The organism is Mycolicibacterium aichiense, from assembly GCF_010726245.1.
GTDB classification, from domain to species: Bacteria; Actinomycetota; Actinomycetes; order Mycobacteriales; family Mycobacteriaceae; genus Mycobacterium; species Mycobacterium aichiense.
Genome location: NZ_AP022561.1, coordinates 2,740,226 through 2,757,985, shown reverse-complemented (window position 1 = coordinate 2,757,985; position 17,760 = coordinate 2,740,226). Strand labels below are relative to the sequence as shown.

The window sequence follows — 17,760 nt, the reverse complement described above, 5'->3', positions numbered from 1 at the left end:
TGTTTCCTTCGTTGTTCATCGTTGAGTCGCACCCGCATCCACCGGCAGGCTGACCGAGGTGATGTATCGCGCCTCGTCTGAGGCCAGGAAAAGACTGGCATTGGCCACGTCCACCGGGTCGACCCACGGCACCGGCAGCATGTTCATCCTGGTGGCGGCCTCGGCGAATTCTTGTCGGCTCGGAGGCCGGCCCAAGTCGGGTCTAAACGCACTGCTGACGACATCGTTCTGGATCATCGGCGTATCGACGTTCGTGGGGTGCACACAGTTGACCCGAATGCCGAACGGCGCCAGGTCAATCGCCAGACTTCGCATCAGGCCGACGACACCATGTTTGGCGGCCGTGTAGTGAGCGACGCCGACGAGGCCCCGCAGCCCGGCGATTGAACTCACCAACACGATGGAACCTGCCCCACGGGGGATCAGATGTGGCGTCGTGGCGGTGCAGGTGTTCCACACGCCGGTGAGATTGACGTCGAGCATAGTCCGCCACATGGACTCGGCCATGTCGACGGCGGGGGCGCGTGAGGTGATTCCCGCTGTGGCACAGACGATATCGAGACCACCGAAACGGTCGGCGCCCCGGCCGGCCGCCACTCGTAACGCGTCAACATCGCGTACGTCGACGGTCTCGGTCACGATACGGCCGCCAAGGTTCTCGACCAGCCGGGCCGTCTCGTCGAGATCGTCCCGCGTGCTCGCCGGCACCTGCACCGACTCGACAGGTCCGCACAGGTCGACGCCGACGATCGCCGCGCCCTCCTGGGCGAACCGCACCGCTTGTGCGCGGCCGATTCCGCGCGCCGCCCCGGTGATGAATGCGGTCTTACCCGCCAGCCGTCCCGTCATGTCGTCTTCTGGGTCAGGCCCGCGTCGACGACGAGCTGAGTGCCGGTGATGTAGCGGGCATGGTCCGAGGCGAGGAAGACGACGGCGTTGGCCACGTCGACGGGCTCGACCCACGGCACCGGAAGCAGGTTCCGCGCAGTGAGCACCTCGGCGGCGTCAGCCTCGGTGGGGTCGTCGAGATCCGGCCGTAACCGCCGGTACGTCGCCGGATTTCGCACCATCGGTGTGGCGACGGCGCCGGGGTGCACGGTATTGACCCGAATGTTTCGCGGACCCAGCTCATTGGCCAGTGTGCGGGCCAGGCCGACGACAGCATGCTTACTGGCGGTGTAGTGGGCGGTCCCGGCGGTGCCGCGTAAGCCGTTGGTGGAGCTGATGATCACGACGGAGCCGCCCTCGGACCCGACATGCGGCACACCCGCTCGGACGGTGTGCCATACCCCGGTGAGATTGACGTCGATAGTGCGCTGCCAGTCCTGAGCAGTGATCTGCCACGCCGGGGCGCCGGGACTGTGGATGCCGGCGTTGGCGACGATCACGTCGAGGCGGCCGAGGCGCTCGACCCCTGCATCGACCGCGGCGGTGACTGCGGCAAGGTCGGCGACGTCGGCCGTCCCGAGGACGGCGCGCCGGCCCCGCTGTTCCACCCGCAGTGCGGTCGCACGTAGATCATCGGCGGCGTCGCTGTGGTCGAGCATGATGACGTCGGCACCCTCGTCGGCGAACCGCTCACAGTGCACGCGACCCGTGCCGCGACCCGCCCCGGTGACCAGGACGACCTTCCCCGATAGGCCTGACATTCACGGCGCCTTGAGCAGATCGAAGCCCGTGTACCCGGCGCCGGCCACCTCGTTGCAGATGTCGAGGTAGGTGCCGAAGCCGCCGATGAACAACATGAATTGGCGTGGTTTGCCGGGCACGTTCGCGCCCAGGTACCAGGAGTTGGCCTTGGTGAACAGTGTCGCCTCGGCGCGTTGCGCGCATTCCGCGATCCAGGAGTCCACCGCGTCGGCGGTCGGTTCGATTCCGGCGTAACCGTTTTCGTCGAGGTATGAGATGGCATCGGAAATCCAGTTCACGTGGGCCTCGGCATGCAGCACCATGTTGGCCAGCACTGCCGGCGCCCCGGGGCCGGACACCAGAAACAGATTGGGGAACCCGTCGGTGCCCAATCCCAGATACGTGCGCGGCCCGTCGGCCCAGTCCTGCACCAGCCGTTGACCGGCGCGACCCACGATGTCGATCTTGGCCAGAGAGCCGGTCATGGCGTCGAACCCGGTAGCCAAAACCAGTGCATCGATGTCGAAGTGCGTTTCAGCGGTGGTGATTCCGGTTTCGTCGATCGACTCGATAGGAGTCTTCTTCACGCTGACCAGCGTCACGTTGGGCCGATTGAACGTCTGGAAGTAATTGGAGTCGGTGCAGATTCGCTTGGTGCCGATCGGATGGTCGTCGGGGATCAGCAAATCGGCCAGATCGGGATCGTCGATGACGGAGCGGATCTTCTCCTCGTAGAACTTGCGGGCTTCCTCGTTTGCGTCCAGGGACACCATCTGATCGGCGAAGGTCTTGGAGAACAAGACGCCCCCCAGTTCCCAGCGCGTTTCGAAAGCGGCCCGCCGTTCCTCGGGGGTGGCGTCCATGGTCAGCTTCGGATGCGCGACATGCGGTGACCCGCCGCCGCTGCGCCACGATACCCGTCGTCGCTCGGCGTAGTTGGCTTTGATGTCGGCGATTTCCTCGGCCGTCAACGGCCGGTTGCCTGCCGGGACGCTGTAGTTCGGTGTGCGCTGGAACACGTACAACTGCTGGGCTTGTTCGGCGATGATCGGGATGGATTGAACTCCCGAAGACCCAGTACCGATCACGGCGACGCGCTTGCCGGTGAAGTCGACGCCCTCATGGGGCCAATGCGCTGTGTGGTAGATCTCGCCTCGGAAGCTGTCCAGCCCTGGGAACTTCGGTGTGATGGAGGCTGACAGGGGGCCTGTTGCCATCACCACGAATCTCGCCACGACGCTCTCCCCTGCGTCGGTGCTCACCGTCCAGCGCACCGTCTGCTCGTCGAGCACCGCGCCCACCACGCGAGTGTTGAAGGTGATGTCCCGGCGCAGGTCCAGCTTGTCGGCCACCCAATTGATGTACGCCAGGATCTCGGACTGCGTGGCGTACTTCTCGGTCCACGTCCACTCCTGCTGCAACTCGTCGGAGAACGAATAGCAGTAGTCCACGCTTTCGACATCACAGCGAGCGCCTGGATAGCGGTTGAAGTACCAGGTGCCGCCGACATCAGGTGCGCCCTCGAACACCCGCACCGACAGCCCCTGCGAGCGGAACCTGTGCAAGGCATACAGGCCGGCGAACCCGGCCCCCACCACGACGACATCGACATCGGACTTCGATCCAGTGCTCACACGCCGAAACGGTAGGCGGTCCGCGCTCTCGCACCGGGGCGGTCTCCCGGTGACCGGACGCAGAGACGCCGCGTCCCGGCCATCGGGCCGCAGAATCGATGCCCATGTCAGACGTCGACAACCGCAGCGAATTGCCCGGTGACCTCCTTGGAGATGACACCAGCTCAGCGGCAACCACTTTCGGCAATGCCGACACCGCGACCGTCCGGGTCGATCTGGACGGAACCAGTCACCATCTGCGGTGGCCCCGGGACGCCACACTCGTCGACACCTTGATCTCAGCCGGAATCGCGGCCCCCCACTCCTGCCGTGAAGGCCACTGCGGGTCATGCGTGGCGACTGCCGTACGCGGTGAGGTGCACATGGCCAGCTGCGAGATTCTCGAGCCCGACGACCTCGCCGAGGGCCTGATCCTGGGTTGCCAGGCCAGGCCGGTGTCCGACGACCTGCACATCGAGTTCTGAGGGCACGGCCACAACAGCTTTCCGCTGACCGGGAAGCACCGCGGCGGGTGCACCACTTGCGGTCCACGATCAGTGTCAGCCAGCGACGATAGGACCACATGATGAGTGAGCGGGTAATCGACCGGGTGCACCAGGTTGCCGATCGACTGCGAGAGCAGGGAACCGAGGCCGAGAAGATCGGCATGCTTACCGACGAGACCGTCAAGCTGATGAAATCGGCAGGCAATATCCGCCTGCTCCAGCCGAAGACACACGGCGGGTTGGAGGTCCATCCTCGCGAGTTCGCCGAGACCGTGATGGCCACGGCCACGCTCGACCCGGCCGCCGGCTGGATCAACGGCGTGGTCGGTGTGCATCCCTATCAGCTGGCGTATGCCGATCCCAAGGTCGCCGCCGAGGTGTGGGCCGATGACATCGACACCTGGGTCGCGTCGCCCTACGCTCCTCAGGGCGTCGCAACGCCCGTCGACGGCGGTTACATCTTCACCGGCAGATGGCAATTCAGCTCTGGCACCGACCACTGCGACTGGATCTTCCTCGGCGCGATGCTCGGTGACGCCGAGGGCAAACCTCTGATGCCGCCGCAGATGCTGCACATGGTCCTGCCCCGCCGGGACTACGAGATCGTCGAGGATTCCTGGAATGTCGTCGGACTGCGCGGCACCGGCTCCAAGGATGTCATCGTCAAAGAGGCGTTCGTGCCGTCCTATCGCACGATGGATGCGACGAAGGTGATGGACGGCACCGCGCAGCGCGAAGCCGGAATGACCGACACGCTCTACCTGATGCCGTGGTCGACGATGTTCCCGCTGGGGATCAGCGCAGCGACCATCGGGATCGCCGAGGGCGCCCTGGCCGCCGCGCTGGACTACCAGCGTGAGCGCGTGAACGCCAGTGGCGTCGCAGTCAAGGACGACCCCTACGTCATGTACGCCATCGGCGAAGCTGCCGCCGACATCAACGCCGCCCGACAGGAATTGCTGGCCAACGCCGATCGCATCTACGACTTGGTCGACGCCGGCAAGGAGGTGTCCTTCGAGGACCGGGCGGCGGGCCGCCGTACCCAGGTCCGCGCTGTGTGGCGCGCGGTATCAGCGGTCGACGAGATCTTCGCGCGGTGCGGCGGCAATGCCGCGCGGATGGACAAACCGCTGCAACGGTATTGGCGGGATGTGCATGTCGGGCAGGCGCACGCGATCCATGTTCCCGGAACGGTCTACCACGCGTCGGCTCTGAGCTCGCTGGGCGTGGACCCGCAGGGTCCGCTGCGAGCGATGATCTGAGTCGGAGAAGCATGAGTCTCATCAAAGGCCTGGGCTACGTCACCGTTGCCGCCTCCGATATCGAACGCTGGCGCCACTTCGCATTCGGTGTCCTCGGCTTCGCCCAGGGCACGGGTTCCGATGCGTCAGCGCTGTACCTACGGATGGACGAACGAGCCGCACGCATCATCGTCGTGCCCGGTGATGTGGACAGAATCGTCACGGTCGGATGGGAGGTGCGCGACCACACCGACCTGGAGCAGGTCAAGGCCGCACTCGACACTGCCGGTATCTCCTTCAAACAACTGTTACCGGATGAAGCAGACAGCAGGCGTGTCGAGGAAGTGATCGCCTTCGACGATCCCGCCGGAACCTCGCTGGAGGTCTTCCACGGCGCGGTCCTCGACCACTCCCCTGTCGTGACCCCGTTCGGCGCGCGTTTCGTCACCGGCAATCAGGGACTGGGCCACATCGTGTTGCCCGCGCTCGACGTCGACGGAGCATTCGCCTTCTACACCGAGGTCCTGGGGTTCACGTCCCGTGGCGCATTCCGGGTCCCCGCGCCGCCCGAGTTCGGGCCGATCCGGGTGCGGTTCATGGGTGTCAACCAACGGCACCACAGTTTGGCGATCTGTCCCGCACAAACGGTTCGCGATCCGGGCCTGATCCACCTGATGGTCGAAGTCGACTCGCTCGACGCAGTGGGTCAGGCGCTAGATCGGGTCAACGCCGCGGGCTTTGCACTATCGTCGACCCTGGGTCGGCATACCAACGACAAGATGGTGTCGTTCTACGTGCGCGCGCCCGGCGATTGGGACATCGAATTCGGCACCGAAGGGATGCGCGTCGACGAAATGTACTACACCGCAGAGGAAATCACCGCAGACAGCTACTGGGGGCATCAGTGGGTATCCGACCTTCCGGCGGCCATGCGTCCATGACCGTCGAAGATGACGTCAGCCCGGTCCCTGCATCGTCGATCGACCACTGGGACCACGAGGCCGACGTGGTCATCGTCGGCTACGGCATCGCCGGTGCGGCGGCAGCGGTCGAATCGGCGCGTGCGGGTGCCGATGTGCTGGTGCTGGAGCGCACCGGATCCTGGGGCGGCGCCGCGGCGATGGCCGGCGGGTTCATCTACCTGGGCGGCGGCACACCGATCCAAAAGGCCTGCGGTTTCACCGATTCGCCGTCCAATATGGCGGCATTCCTCAATGTCGCCATGGGGCCCGGCGCCGATGAAACCCGCATCGCGGACTACTGCGACGGCAGCCTGGAGCACTTCGACTGGCTGACGGACTGCGGTGTGCCGTTCAAGCCGGAGTTCTGGGGCGAGCCCGGCTGGGAGCCGCCCGGCGACCAGGGCCTGATGTTCACCGGCGGGGAGAACGCCTACCCGTTCAACAGGATCGCCGAACCCGCTCCGCGTGGCCACATCCCGCAGATGACCGGAAAAGTCGCCGGCGAGAAGAGCGGCGGTTTCATGTTGATGAAGCCATTGGTCGAAACCGCTACAGCACTCGGCGTCCGAGCTGTCTACGACGTGCGGGTGCAGACGCTGGTCGTCGAATCCGATGGCCGGGTGGCGGGCGTGGTGGCGCGACAATACGGCGAGACGGTGCGAGTGCGCGCGCGGCGCGGAGTCATGCTGGCCGCGGGCAGCTTCGCCTACAGCGAGTCGATGGTCAAGCAGTTCGCCCCGGCCATCGCGGGACGGCCGGCCGCCTCCATCGAACAGCACGACGGCCGCGCGATCCGGATGGCGCAGGCACTCGGCGCTGACCTCGCACACATGGACGCCACCGAGGTGGCGTTCCTCATCGATCCGCAACAGACCGTGCGCGGTGTTCTCGTCAACGGGCTCGGCCAGCGGTATGTCCCCGAGGACATGTACTCCGGCCGGATCGGCCAGCTGACGCTGTATCGGCAGGAGGACACCGCCTACCTGATCATCGACGGCGACGCCCAAGAGGACGCGATGGCGGCAACATCGGCCACTCCGTTCCTCAAACGGCCCGCGACGTGGGTGTGTGACACGGTCGCCGAGCTCGAAGCGGAGATCGGTCTCCCGGTCGGCTCCCTGCAAGCGACGATCGGCGCCTATAACGAGGCGGCCGCACGCGGGGAGGATCCATTGCTGCACAAGAAGCCGGAGTGGATCAAGCCCGTCGGGACTCCGGTCGGCGCGATCGACTTGCGGGCCAGCTGCGGTGGTTTCACGCTCGGCGGACTGATGACCTCATTGGACGGCGCAGTACTTCACGTCAGCGGACACCCGATACCCGGGCTGTTCGCGGCGGGACGCTGCACCGCGGGGCTTGCGGCGTGGGGTTACGCCAGCGGTGTCTCACTCGGCGACGGCAGCTTCTACGGCCGCCGCGCCGGTCGTTCCGCCGCCACCGCCTGACGGCTCGACCACCCGGCTTGTGCCGCACTGCCGCTGACGGCCGCTATCGGCATGGCCGAATATGCGTCCCGTATGAATCGTTCTCACAAGGTGGCCCGGGCACCAGGGCGTGGGTACAACGGAGTTAGGACGAACTCGACGCGACAACCACTGTCGCACCGCCGATTACGTTCATCAATAGTTGACACACCTTGCGCCGCAACAGTTGTGGCATGTCGATACGGCGGCTTTCGATTCTCCCCGACAGAAGGGAATGCATGATGCACATCAAATCACTGGGACTCTCGGTAGCCATCGCAGCCGCCGGCCTGACCGCCGGGCTGATGGCCGGACCGGTAGCAAACGCAAGTGTGGATCCATGCAGCGAGGCGGTCTCGTCATCCCGCTGCCTGGGGCCTGCCGGCGTTGCCGGCTTCGCTGTGCCCGATTCCAGTGCAGGCGCCGGTCACCAGAACGGACCTTACGGTCCCTGGGGTTCCATGCCGCCGCTCGGCTGATGCGGCAGGGGCGCGAGCGTCGAGCACCGGCCGGATGAGGTCCGCGTGTTGGTGTGACAGCGCCCACACCACCGTGCTACAACTATATGACTAATAGTCATATGCCGGGTTGGCATGCAGTGGTAGCAAGGAGGCCCCCATGACCATGGCTGTCGAGAAGGCTGTCGAGAAGTCGAGTGAGACGCCGAGCGCCGTCATCGACCGGATCTCACTGGTCCTGGATTCATTCGACGGGCCGGGCCGGCTGACGCTGGCACAGATCGTGCGCCGCACCGGCCTGCCCCGATCGTCGGCGCACCGCATGCTCGAGCGTCTGGTCGCACTGCGGTGGCTGCGCCGCGACGGCCGCGACTACGAGCTCGGGATGCGGCTGGTCGAGCTGGGATCGTTGGCACTGCATCAAGACCGCATCCATCGGGCCGCCATCCCGCTACTGCGCGACCTGCACCGGGCAACCGGGCTGGTCGTGCACCTGGCGGTCCTGGACGGCTCCGACGTGGTCTACCTGGAGAAGATCGGCGAACAGATGGGAGCGGCGATCCCGACCCGGGTCGGCGGGCGTCAGCCGGCCCACTGCACGGCGATCGGTAAAGCCATCCTCGCCGACAAGGACATCACCGACGTCGACCTGTCCGGGCGCAAGACCCGGTTTTCGATCGCCACCGCTCCGCAGCTGGCCGCCGAGATGGCGAAGGTCCGTGCGCACGGAGTGGCCTTCGAACGCGAGGAGTCGCTGCCCGGCTTCGGCTGCGTGGCCGCACCCATCGGCCCGGACGGTCACGCGGTGGCAGCGGTCTCGGTGTGCGGACCGATGAATCGAATGGCCTTCGACAACCGACTGGTGGCACCGGTACGAATGACGGCCATGGCTATCTGGCGCAGCGCCGAAGGCGGACCGGACCGAGTCGCTCCGACGCTGCAGCCGCTTCGTCCACTGCGCGCCGGCCCCACGCCTCGCACCATCGGACGCCTGCAGCCCGCGTGACACTCGATCCGCAGATCGCCGGCCTGATCGACACCCTCGACTCCGGCTTCCCGCCGGTGCATACGATGACCGGTGCCGAGGCCCGAGCGGCGATCCGCTCCCGCTTCGTCCCGAACCCGAACCCCGAACCGGTTTTCCAGGTAGCCGAACACCGCGTCGACGTCGCCGACGGCAGCGTCGGAGTCCGGGTCTACCGGCCCGAGTCCGGCAGCCCGTTGCCGATACTCGTCTACGCCCACGGTGGCGGGTTTGTGTTCTGCGACCTCGACAGTCACGACGGCTTATGCCGCAACCTCGCGAATTCGATTTCCGCCGTGGTGGTTTCGGTCGGCTATCGGCTGGCCCCGGAACATCGGTGGCCCACCGCGGCCGAAGACGTCTTTGCGGTCACACACTGGGCGGCGGCGCACGCCGCCGAACTCGGCGGCGATGCCACCAGGCTTGCGGTCGGCGGGGACAGCGCGGGTGGCAACCTCGCCGCCGTCACCGCGGTGATGGCCCGCGACCGCGGCGGCCCGCCCATCGGCGCACAGTTGCTGCTGTATCCCGTGATCGCTGCCGATTTCGACACCGACTCCTACCGGCGGTACGGCCGCGGCTACTATAACCCGCGGCCGGCACTGCAGTGGTACTGGGATCAGTACGTGCCCGCGGTCGAGGACCGGCAGCATCCGTACGCCTCGCCACTGCAGGCGGATCTGACCGGTCTACCCCCTGCCGTCGTCGTGCTGGCCGGCCACGATCCGCTGCACGACGAAGGGATCGCCTACGCGGATGCCCTTGCCGCGGCGGGCACGCCGACCATGCGGTGCTCATTCGAGGGCGGCATCCACGGTTTCATGACGATGCCGATGCTCGACCTGGCCCAGCAGGCCCGGCGGGATGCGGCCCGATCGTTAGGTGAGCTGCTCGGACGCTGACGGCACTGCCGCACCGTAGCGCTGCACCGGGTCGAGCACGCAGTGCGTCCGGCCGAAGACCGTCACCATGCACTTGTTGTTGTGGTTACATCGGCTACGCGAATCAGGTTGCGACATCATGGAATTGACGCGGCCAGGTTCGCGCAGCAGCGCCCGGCCCATCGCGAAGAAGTCAAACCCCTCGGCCAGCCCGGTCTCCAGGTGCTCGCGCTCGGTGATGCCGCCCAGCAGGATCAGCTTGGTATTGCGCATGAGCGGCACGAATTGGCGCGCGGCATCCAGCATGTACAGGTCCTGGTACGGATACACACCCATCGTCCGCTTACCGAACAGCCGAACAGCCGGACGCAGCGCGGGCGGCATCACCCCGGCGAACTCCTTGACCGGCACATCTCCGCGGAACAGGTACATCGGCTTGTACACCGACGAGCCCTGGGTCAATTCCAATGCATCCAAGGTGGCGTCCGAGTCGAGAAGCTGTGCGGTCCGTAGTGCCTCGTCGATCCAGATGCTGCCGGGCAGACCGTCGTCCATGTCCAGCTTGGCGATCACCGCGATCTGATCGCCCGCCACCTGACGGACGTGCTGGGCGATCTCGCGGACCAGCCGCGAGCGGTTGTCGATGTTGCCGCCGTAGGGATCTTTTCGCCGATTGATGAGCGGGCTGAGAAAGGAGCTCGGCAGATAAAGATGACCGAAATGCAGTTCGACCGCGTCGAATCCGGCATCGATTGCCACCTGAGCGGCGAGACCGAACTGCTTGATGACGGTGCGGATTTCCTCGACGGTGATGGCGCGGCAATACGCCAACGATGTCGGATTGACGAATCGACTCGGAGCGAGCGCCGTGACACCGGTGAGCTTGCGCGGCGCCACCACTCCGGCATGCCCGAGTTGCGCCGATATCGCTGCCCCGGCTCCATGCACGGCGTCGGTCAGCGTGCGCAGACCCGCCACCGCCACCTTGCTCATCACGATCTGACCCGGCGCGCTGGCACCCTGGGGCGACACGCAGCAGTAGGCTACCGTCGTCATGCCGACACCGCCCTCGGCGAAGGCCAGGTGAAACGCGATCAAGTCATCGGTGACCGCACCGGATGGCGAGCGTCCCTCGGATGTCGCGGCCTTGATCACTCGGTTGCGCAAGGTTACCGGTCCAAGGCGCGCCGGGCTGAACACATCGCTCATCGCATCACGATCGCCCCGGCACCACGTGCGGTCAACGGTGGTTTCCCGTTGGCCGGGAGCCGCCGCGGACCACCGCGGCCGCGGACCGTAGCGTCGCGACCATGGCCGAGGTGTTCATCGTCGACCGCGTGGTCACCGCCCCGGGTTGCGGACAGACGTTCATCGACTCCTACCTGTCCGGCTACGCCCCCGGCGCCCGGGATCGCGGCATGGAGTTGCGCGATGTGTTGGTGAGTCCACCGATCCTGTTCGACGACCGCCCCAACGTCGTCACGATCACCTGGTCGTTGCCCAGCCCGCAGGCCTGGTGGCAGATGACCTGGCAGGGTCGCCCCGATCCGACGGTCGCCCGCTGGTGGGACGGCATTTCAGAGCTCGTGGTCGAGCGCAGCCGCAGCGTCGCGACGCGCAGCCAGGACATCGATCGCACCGAGAACTCAGCCCCGATGCCCGATCCCCGCGCGGGTAGTCCGGCGGTGGGTGTCACCCGACTGTTGGACGTTGTCGAGTCCGAGCGCCCACGGGTACTGAGTGCATTGCGGACGGCAGCCGATGCCGGCGGACCGATGCGGGCACTGCTCGAACCGACGGAAGCGGGATCACGCAACGGTGGCGACATCCTGGTGCACCTTCGGTTTCCGGACCTGAATGCCTGGGCCCGAAGCGATTTCGACGATGCGCTTCGCGATCCGGCGATCACCAACGTCAACGGCGTGACGTACCGGGGAACTCCTCTGCATCGGGGCGCCGGCACGGTGTACCGAGCGTTGCTACTGCGGGTGCCGCCGGAGGTCCCCGCGGACCGGGTCAGCGCATTCGAACACGAACTGGCGATGATGCCCACATACGTGTCGACAATCCGGGCATGGCAATTGAGCCGCGTCGACAACGCGATCGGGAACACGGGCTGGACTCACGTCTTCGAGCAGGAGTTCACCGATGTCGACGGGTTGATGGGGCCCTACCTGATGCACCCCGTCCACTGGGCCGTGGTGGATCGCTGGTTCGATCCGGAGACGACCGACATGATCATCCGAGACCGCGTGTGTCACAGCTTCTGCCGAACGGATGGGCCCGTTCTGAGCTGAAAGCGGCAGCCATTCAGAGCCCGGCGGGCAGGATATTCGGGTTCGCTATTGCCGGTGGCTCCAGCGGCGGCAACGTGGTGAGCCCGTCCAGCGAATGCACCGGAAGATCTTGCGACCACGGGTAGTGCAAGCTGAATGCCACCAGACCCGTGCGCTGCTCGGCAGGTAGGTGGCACATCGCCAAGACGGTCTCGGCCAGGTATTCGACCGGTTCGGTGGGGAAACTGTCCGGAATCAGCGACGCCGCACCGGGAGTGCGCACCGCCGTGGACGGGCCAACACAGTTCACCGCGATATTGGCGTCGAGCAACTCGGCCGCGACTCCTTGGGTGAACCGGTGCAACGCGGCCTTGCAGGACGCGTAGATCACGTCGCCCGCGGTCTTGTTGTAGTCGCGATACGGCCGAACCGGTGGCACCCCGGTTACCGATCCGATGTTGACGATCCAGCCCGCACCCTGCCGGCGCATATGGGGCACTGCGGCTTTCGTCAAGACGAACGGTGTTGTGAGGTAGTGCTCGACGGTGCGGTCGAACGTCTCCAGAGACATGCTCTCGACCACTGAGTAGTCGGCGAAACCCGCGTTGTTGACCACGATGTCGATCCGGCCGGTGTGGTTCACCACCGCATCAACCAGGCCGGCGCGCGCTGCCGCGTCTTCCAGGTCGGCGGCGAGACCGAAAGCCTTCCCGCCCGCCTGCACGATGAGTGCGATTGTCTCCTCGATGGTGCCGGGCAGAGCCTCGGTGTTGCCGGAACGCATCGAGGGCGACGGTGTGTAGGCGCGGGCGGTGACCGCGACGGTGGCGCCCTCGGCGGCAAGTCGCTGGGCGATCGCCCGCCCGATCCCGCGACTGCTTCCGGTCACCAATGCCGTCTTGCCCGCCAGGATTTGACTCATTGCAGGACGAAGTCCTCTTCGACGGGAGCCCGGTGCTGCTGCCACAAGTCGACCAGTCGATACGGGGTGGCGACGACCACGCGACCCGATTCCGACCGGTAGTACGTGTGGGCGTTCGGGGTGTGGCACCACACGGTGCGTTGCATCGCCTGGTCGATGCCGGCGACATACTCGGTGAACGCGCGCTCGGTCACTTCGATCGTCGTCGCGCCGCGTAAGGCCATGAGCTGCAGGCACTCCAGGATGAAGTGGGCGAGGACTTCCATGGAGAAGTTGGCGCCTGCTCCGTGCCCGGGACTGTAGTTGGGGGCCGAGGTGATGAACAGATTCGGGAATCCCGGAACGGTTCCGCCTCGGTAGGCACGGGGACTGTCCCCCCACTCCCCCGACAACGTCTTGCCGCCACGGCCGCGGATGTCGACGGTGGACAAGAAGTCGAGATGGTAGCCGGTGGCATAGACGATGACGTCGAGGTCGATCTGGCGGCCGTCCGCAGTCACGATTCCGTCGGAGTTCACCTCGGCGGGTTCACTCGCCTCGACATCGACATGCTCGCGAGTCAAGGCGGCGTAGTAGCCACCGGGGTCGCGAATGATGCGTTTGCCATAGGGTGCGAAGTCCGGGGTGACCTTGCGCGCCAATTCCGTTCCGGCCCCGAACATGCGGTCGATATAGTCCAAGCACATCCGCAGCAAGACGTCGTTGGCCGGGGAGATCGACAGGTGCGTCTGCGACCACTCGGGATCCTGCAGGATGATCGGATAGTTGTTGTCTGCTGTGCCCCAGTACGACTTGAGCCGGTGCCACATCGCGTAGAACGGCAGCACCCGGCCCAGATAGCGCCGATGCTCGGGCACCTCATCGGAGAGGCGCTTGCGGGGCGCCACCCAGTGCGGCTGCCGTTGAAACACGGTGAGGTGTTCGACGTCGTCGACACAGGCGTCGACGATCTGCACAGCAGTGCACCCCGCCCCGATGACGGCCACCCTCTTCCCGGTGAGATCGAGGGTGGGATCCCATAGCGCTGAGTGAATGCTGGTTCCGGCGAACGTGTCTCGACCCTTGAGGTCAGGAAACCGTGGGCGATTCAGATAGCCGGCGGCGGTGACGACAACGCTGGCGTAGTCAAAGCTGACCGTACCGTCGGCGGCGCGTGAGTGGATCTGCCACTGCTGGCGTTGCTCGTCCCACCACAGCGCTTCCACTTCGGTACCGAACCGGATGTGGCGGCGCAGTTCGTGTTTGTCGGCCAGGGCCACCAGGTATTCCTGGTATTCGGCACCTTCCGGGTAGTAGTTGGACCAGTCCGGGTTCACTTCCCGGGACAGCGAGTAGTACGCCGACGGCGTGTCCACGCCGATGCCCGGGTATGTCGTGGTCAGCCACGTGCCTCCGACCTCGTCGTTGCGGTCGTAGATCTGGAAGTGCACGCCCTCTTCGGCCGCGGCCAGTGCTACCGCGATACCGGCGATACCGGCACCGATGATCGCCATCGTGGTCGTCGAGGGAATCGGCGTGGTGCGGGGCAGCGTGGGTTGAGAGGGGCGGAAGCCGCCCTGCTCGAGCAGCAGATCCACCTGTTCGTCGTCGACGTCGGTGCCCAGCGCGATCGGCAACAGGACGGCGAACAGCTCACGATCGTCCGCGGCGATCGCGCCGGCCGGCCGGGGCCGACCGAGCGCGGCGATGATTTCGTCGGCCAGCGCATCCGCGGTGGCGGGATCGGTGGTTCCCGCTCGCTCCGGCGGGTCCGGGACGTGGTCGATCTTGCCGGCGTACCGGTCCACGACCGATGCATCACCGGTCATCTGGGCGAGCACCGCAACCAGAACGCCGGGGTCTGCCTTCATCAAGTGGTCTCGCAGCGTGCGTATGTCGAGATCGGTGCTCGAGGCGATCGCAGACTGTCCAGTGGTCATGGCAGCCGAGTATCGGAGAGCTACGCGGCGCCGGCGGTCCAGTTGTCTACTCAGCGGGAGACTCAGCGGTGACAGTGGCTCTCCCGCCTAGAGTTCTGGCTATGCAGCGCGTGCACTACGAAGACGACCACGTGGCCTTCGGCGAGCTGGCGGGTGATTTCGCCACCAAGCAGATCGCTCCCCACATCGAATGCTGGGAAGACGCCGGGATCGCCCCGCGCGACGTGTTCGCGGCGGCCGGCGCGATCGGTCTGCTCGGCTTCGCTGCGCCCGAACAGTTTGGCGGCTTGGGAATCAAGGACTTTCGCTACAACCAGATCCTGATCGAGCGGTGCATGGAGGCCCACGCGGGCAATGTCGGGCTCAGTTTCGCGGTCCACAACGATATCTGCCTGCCCTATCTCGCCGATATCGGCAACCCTGAACAGCGCGAGCGGTGGCTGCCCGGCTTTGTCCGGGGCGAGCTGATCGCTGCTATCGGGATGACGGAGCCGGGAGCCGGTTCCGATGTGGCCGGTATCCGTACCACTGGTGTCGACGCCGGTGATCACTTCGTCGTCAATGGAGCCAAGACCTTCATCACGAACGGGCAGAACGCCGACCTCGTGATCGCCGCGGTGCGCACCTCCCCTGATCGCCACACGGGTTTGACGCTGATGGTGATCGAGCGTGGGATGCCGGGCTTCGAACGTGGACGCAACCTCGACAAGCTCGGGCTGCATTGCCAAGACACCTCGGAGCTGTCGTTTATGGACGTGGTGGTGCCCAAAGCCAATGTTCTCGGTGAGGTGGGCCGAGGCTTCGAGTACCTCATGCGTAACCTGGCCCAGGAGCGTATGCAGATCGCAGTAGGCAGTCTGGGGCGGGCACGCGCGGCGGTGCAGTGGACCGTCGACTACGTGCGGGAGAGAACCGCGTTCGGCAAACCCATTGGGGCCCTTCAGAACACCCGGTTCACATTGGCCGACGCCGCAACAGAGATCACCGTTGCCGAGTCGTTCATCGACCGATGCGTCATGCAATTGAACGCGGGCCTGCTGACTGCCGCCGACGCGGCGAAGGCCAAATTGTGGGCGACCGAGATGGAGTTCCGCGTCCTCGACAGCTGTCAGCAGATGTTCGGCGGCTACGGCTACATGCGGGAATACCCCGTCGCGCGGGCTGCCATCGATGCCCGCGTCACCAGGGTGTACGGCGGAACGTCGGAGATCATGCGCGAGATCATCGGGCGCGACCTCGCCCTGGACCCGACCAAGGAATCGGCGTGAGCCTGGAGGATTCCATCCGCGCCGCACGCGGTCATGGCCTGGGCGACATTCCGCGGCGCTCCGCGCGCCGCTATCCGGACAAGGTCGCAATCATCGACGGCGACGTGACGTTGACGTTCTCGGAGTTCGACGATCTCGTCGACCGGGCTGCGGCGGCATTGAGCGACAACGGGTTCGGGCCGGGTGACCGAGTAGCGCTCCTGGCGCGCAATTGTTGGCAATACGCGGTCCTCGCCTTCGCCACGGCTCGTGCGGCCGTCGTGCTCGTGCCTGTGAACTTCATGCTCACCGCCGAAGAGATCGCCTACATTCTCAGGCATTGCCGCGCGACGGGTTTCATTGTCGAGGCTGATCTGATTACCGTCGCCGAGGACGCGATGAGCCCGGACACCTCCGTTGCGACGAAGATGGCCATCGCAGAAGCAGAATCGCCGGCTCCGTCGGGCTGGGTCGACTTCGAGCAGTGCCTGGCCACAACGTCGTCGCCACCGAACCCCGATGTCGACGACGACCAACTGCTCCGGGTCATGTACACCAGCGGAACCGAGTCTCGACCCAAAGGTGTCATGCACTCCAGTCGCACTCTGATGTGGCAGTACGTCAGTTCCATCACCGCGGGTTCTATGGCCGTAGACGACGTCGAGATCCATTCGCTGCCGTTGTACCACTGTGCCCAACTGGACAACTTCCTGGCGACCGATGTGTACCTCGGCGCAACCAGCATCATCCTCCCCCGCCCCGATCCCGAGGCTGTGCTGCGCACCATCGAGCGCTACGCGGTGACCAACTACTTCGCGCCCCCGACCGTCTGGATCAGTCTGCTCCGGAGCCCCGTTTTCGATCAGGTAGATCTGTCGAGCTTGCGTAAGGGTTACTACGGAGCGTCGGCGATGCCGACCGAGATCCTGCACGAGATCCGGCACCGCTTACCCAACCTGCAGCTCTGGAACTTCTACGGCCAGACCGAGATCGCTCCACTCGCCTCGGCGCTGGGTCCGGAAGAACAGGAGGCACACGCCGGCGCTGCGGGACGGCCGGTGCTCAATGTGGAAACCGCCATCCTCGACGAGTCCGACGAGCCGGTACCGGCGGGAACCATCGGCGAGATCGCGCATCGCAGTCCGCATCTCATGCTCGGATATCTCGACGACCCCGGCAAGACCGCAGAGGCCTTCCGTGCCGGCTGGTTCCACTCAGGCGATCTCGGCTTCTACGATGACGCCGGATTGCTCCACGTGGTGGACCGCAAGAAGGACATGATCAAAACGGGTGGCGAGAACGTGGCCAGTCGGGAGGTCGAAGAGGTGCTCTATCTGCACGCCGGCGTCGAGGAGGCCGCGGTGTTCGGGTTGGAGCATCCCGTCTGGGTGGAGGCGGTGGTCGCCGCGGTGGTTCTCCGCCAAGGTGCGGATCTGAGCGAAGACGAGGTGCTCGCCCACTGCCGGACGCACCTCGCCGGGTTCAAGACCCCCAAGCATGTGTTCTTCGTCAGCGAGCTACCGAAGAACCCCAGCGGCAAGCTGCTCAAACGCGATCTCCGGCAACGGTTCAGCCTGCCGTCGTGACCACCCCCATGAGGTGTTCCACTCAACGGTCAT

Annotated in this window: 15 protein-coding genes; 9 read left to right on the top strand and 6 right to left on the bottom strand. The window is 65.6% G+C overall.

Features of this window, described 5'->3' with window-relative positions:
• Positions 1 to 15: 15 nt before the first annotated feature.
• The 3 genes from G6N32_RS13325 to G6N32_RS13315 are packed head-to-tail and all read right to left on the bottom strand — an operon-like array spanning position 16 to position 3,263.
• A complete protein-coding gene (locus G6N32_RS13325) occupies positions 16 to 849 on the bottom strand; it encodes a mycofactocin-coupled SDR family oxidoreductase (protein WP_115319997.1) in 834 nt (277 codons plus the stop codon).
• Positions 846 to 1,649 carry a mycofactocin-coupled SDR family oxidoreductase gene (locus tag G6N32_RS13320; RefSeq protein WP_115319996.1) on the bottom strand — a complete coding sequence of 268 codons (804 nt, stop codon included), beginning with the start codon at positions 1,647 to 1,649 and terminating at the stop codon, positions 846 to 848. The genes G6N32_RS13325 and G6N32_RS13320 overlap by 4 nt, the downstream gene beginning before the upstream one ends.
• Positions 1,650 to 3,263, bottom strand: coding sequence for a flavin-containing monooxygenase (locus tag G6N32_RS13315; RefSeq protein ID WP_232077628.1), 1,614 nt, complete (start codon positions 3,261 to 3,263; stop codon positions 1,650 to 1,652).
• Between the two features lie 104 nt (positions 3,264 to 3,367).
• On the opposite strand from G6N32_RS13315, the gene G6N32_RS13310 reads away from it, so the two are divergent.
• The 6 genes from G6N32_RS13310 (at position 3,368) to G6N32_RS13285 (ending at position 9,798) form a co-directional block, all read left to right on the top strand.
• Positions 3,368 to 3,727, top strand: a complete 360-nt coding sequence (locus G6N32_RS13310) for a 2Fe-2S iron-sulfur cluster-binding protein (protein WP_115321149.1) — start codon at positions 3,368 to 3,370, stop codon at positions 3,725 to 3,727.
• A 101-nt stretch (positions 3,728 to 3,828) separates the two neighbouring features.
• Positions 3,829 to 5,010, top strand: coding sequence for an acyl-CoA dehydrogenase family protein (locus tag G6N32_RS13305; protein WP_115321148.1), 1,182 nt, complete (start codon positions 3,829 to 3,831; stop codon positions 5,008 to 5,010).
• 11 nt (positions 5,011 to 5,021) lie between these two features.
• Complete coding sequence (bphC, locus tag G6N32_RS13300) at positions 5,022 to 5,930, top strand: biphenyl-2,3-diol 1,2-dioxygenase (RefSeq protein ID WP_115319995.1); 909 nt, start codon at positions 5,022 to 5,024, stop codon at positions 5,928 to 5,930.
• Entirely contained in the window at positions 5,927 to 7,396 is a 1,470-nt protein-coding gene (locus G6N32_RS13295; RefSeq protein WP_115319994.1) for an FAD-dependent oxidoreductase, read from the top strand. The genes bphC and G6N32_RS13295 overlap by 4 nt, the downstream gene beginning before the upstream one ends.
• A 636-nt stretch (positions 7,397 to 8,032) precedes the next feature.
• Positions 8,033 to 8,878: an IclR family transcriptional regulator gene (locus G6N32_RS13290; protein WP_115319992.1), complete on the top strand. Its 846-nt coding sequence runs from the start codon at positions 8,033 to 8,035 to the stop codon at positions 8,876 to 8,878.
• On the top strand, positions 8,875 to 9,798 hold the full coding sequence (locus tag G6N32_RS13285; RefSeq protein ID WP_115319991.1) for a LipP1 family hormone-sensitive lipase: 924 nt from the start codon (positions 8,875 to 8,877) through the stop codon (positions 9,796 to 9,798). Before G6N32_RS13290 ends, G6N32_RS13285 begins: the two co-directional genes overlap by 4 nt.
• Here the strand turns inward: G6N32_RS13285 and G6N32_RS13280 are convergent.
• Positions 9,775 to 10,986: an NADH:flavin oxidoreductase gene (locus G6N32_RS13280; protein WP_115319990.1), complete on the bottom strand. Its 1,212-nt coding sequence runs from the start codon at positions 10,984 to 10,986 to the stop codon at positions 9,775 to 9,777. The genes G6N32_RS13285 and G6N32_RS13280 overlap by 24 nt on opposite strands.
• A 101-nt stretch (positions 10,987 to 11,087) precedes the next feature.
• On the opposite strand from G6N32_RS13280, the gene G6N32_RS13275 reads away from it, so the two are divergent.
• Complete coding sequence (locus tag G6N32_RS13275; protein WP_115319989.1) at positions 11,088 to 12,074, top strand: Dabb family protein; 987 nt, start codon at positions 11,088 to 11,090, stop codon at positions 12,072 to 12,074.
• A 13-nt stretch (positions 12,075 to 12,087) separates the two neighbouring features.
• Here the strand turns inward: G6N32_RS13275 and G6N32_RS13270 are convergent, their stop codons facing one another.
• Both G6N32_RS13270 and G6N32_RS13265 read right to left on the bottom strand, forming a co-directional pair.
• Entirely contained in the window at positions 12,088 to 12,975 is an 888-nt protein-coding gene (locus G6N32_RS13270; protein ID WP_115319988.1) for an SDR family NAD(P)-dependent oxidoreductase, read from the bottom strand.
• Positions 12,972 to 14,894 carry a flavin-containing monooxygenase gene (locus tag G6N32_RS13265; RefSeq protein ID WP_115319987.1) on the bottom strand — a complete coding sequence of 641 codons (1,923 nt, stop codon included), beginning with the start codon at positions 14,892 to 14,894 and terminating at the stop codon, positions 12,972 to 12,974. Before G6N32_RS13265 ends, G6N32_RS13270 begins: the two co-directional genes overlap by 4 nt.
• Before the next feature lie 101 nt (positions 14,895 to 14,995).
• On the opposite strand from G6N32_RS13265, the gene G6N32_RS13260 reads away from it, so the two are divergent.
• Positions 14,996 to 16,162, top strand: coding sequence for an acyl-CoA dehydrogenase family protein (locus tag G6N32_RS13260; RefSeq protein WP_115319986.1), 1,167 nt, complete (start codon positions 14,996 to 14,998; stop codon positions 16,160 to 16,162).
• Positions 16,159 to 17,727: an acyl-CoA synthetase gene (locus G6N32_RS13255; RefSeq protein WP_115319985.1), complete on the top strand. Its 1,569-nt coding sequence runs from the start codon at positions 16,159 to 16,161 to the stop codon at positions 17,725 to 17,727. Before G6N32_RS13260 ends, G6N32_RS13255 begins: the two co-directional genes overlap by 4 nt.
• Positions 17,728 to 17,760 lie beyond the last annotated feature (33 nt).

Excerpts from the sequence above, each read along its gene's own strand:
- G6N32_RS13325 (WP_115319997.1), bottom strand. The coding sequence starts at position 849 with ATGACGGGACGGCTGGCGGGTAAGACCGCATTCATCACCGGGGCGGCG.
- G6N32_RS13320 (WP_115319996.1), bottom strand. The coding sequence starts at position 1,649 with ATGTCAGGCCTATCGGGGAAGGTCGTCCTGGTCACCGGGGCGGGTCGC.
- G6N32_RS13310 (WP_115321149.1), top strand. The coding sequence starts at position 3,368 with ATGTCAGACGTCGACAACCGCAGCGAATTGCCCGGTGACCTCCTTGGA.
- G6N32_RS13305 (WP_115321148.1), top strand. The coding sequence starts at position 3,829 with ATGAGTGAGCGGGTAATCGACCGGGTGCACCAGGTTGCCGATCGACTG.
- bphC (WP_115319995.1), top strand. The coding sequence starts at position 5,022 with ATGAGTCTCATCAAAGGCCTGGGCTACGTCACCGTTGCCGCCTCCGAT.
- G6N32_RS13295 (WP_115319994.1), top strand. The coding sequence starts at position 5,927 with ATGACCGTCGAAGATGACGTCAGCCCGGTCCCTGCATCGTCGATCGAC.
- G6N32_RS13290 (WP_115319992.1), top strand. The coding sequence starts at position 8,033 with ATGACCATGGCTGTCGAGAAGGCTGTCGAGAAGTCGAGTGAGACGCCG.
- G6N32_RS13280 (WP_115319990.1), bottom strand. The coding sequence starts at position 10,986 with ATGAGCGATGTGTTCAGCCCGGCGCGCCTTGGACCGGTAACCTTGCGC.
- G6N32_RS13275 (WP_115319989.1), top strand. The coding sequence starts at position 11,088 with ATGGCCGAGGTGTTCATCGTCGACCGCGTGGTCACCGCCCCGGGTTGC.
- G6N32_RS13270 (WP_115319988.1), bottom strand. The coding sequence starts at position 12,975 with ATGAGTCAAATCCTGGCGGGCAAGACGGCATTGGTGACCGGAAGCAGT.
- G6N32_RS13265 (WP_115319987.1), bottom strand. The coding sequence starts at position 14,894 with ATGACCACTGGACAGTCTGCGATCGCCTCGAGCACCGATCTCGACATA.
- G6N32_RS13260 (WP_115319986.1), top strand. The coding sequence starts at position 14,996 with ATGCAGCGCGTGCACTACGAAGACGACCACGTGGCCTTCGGCGAGCTG.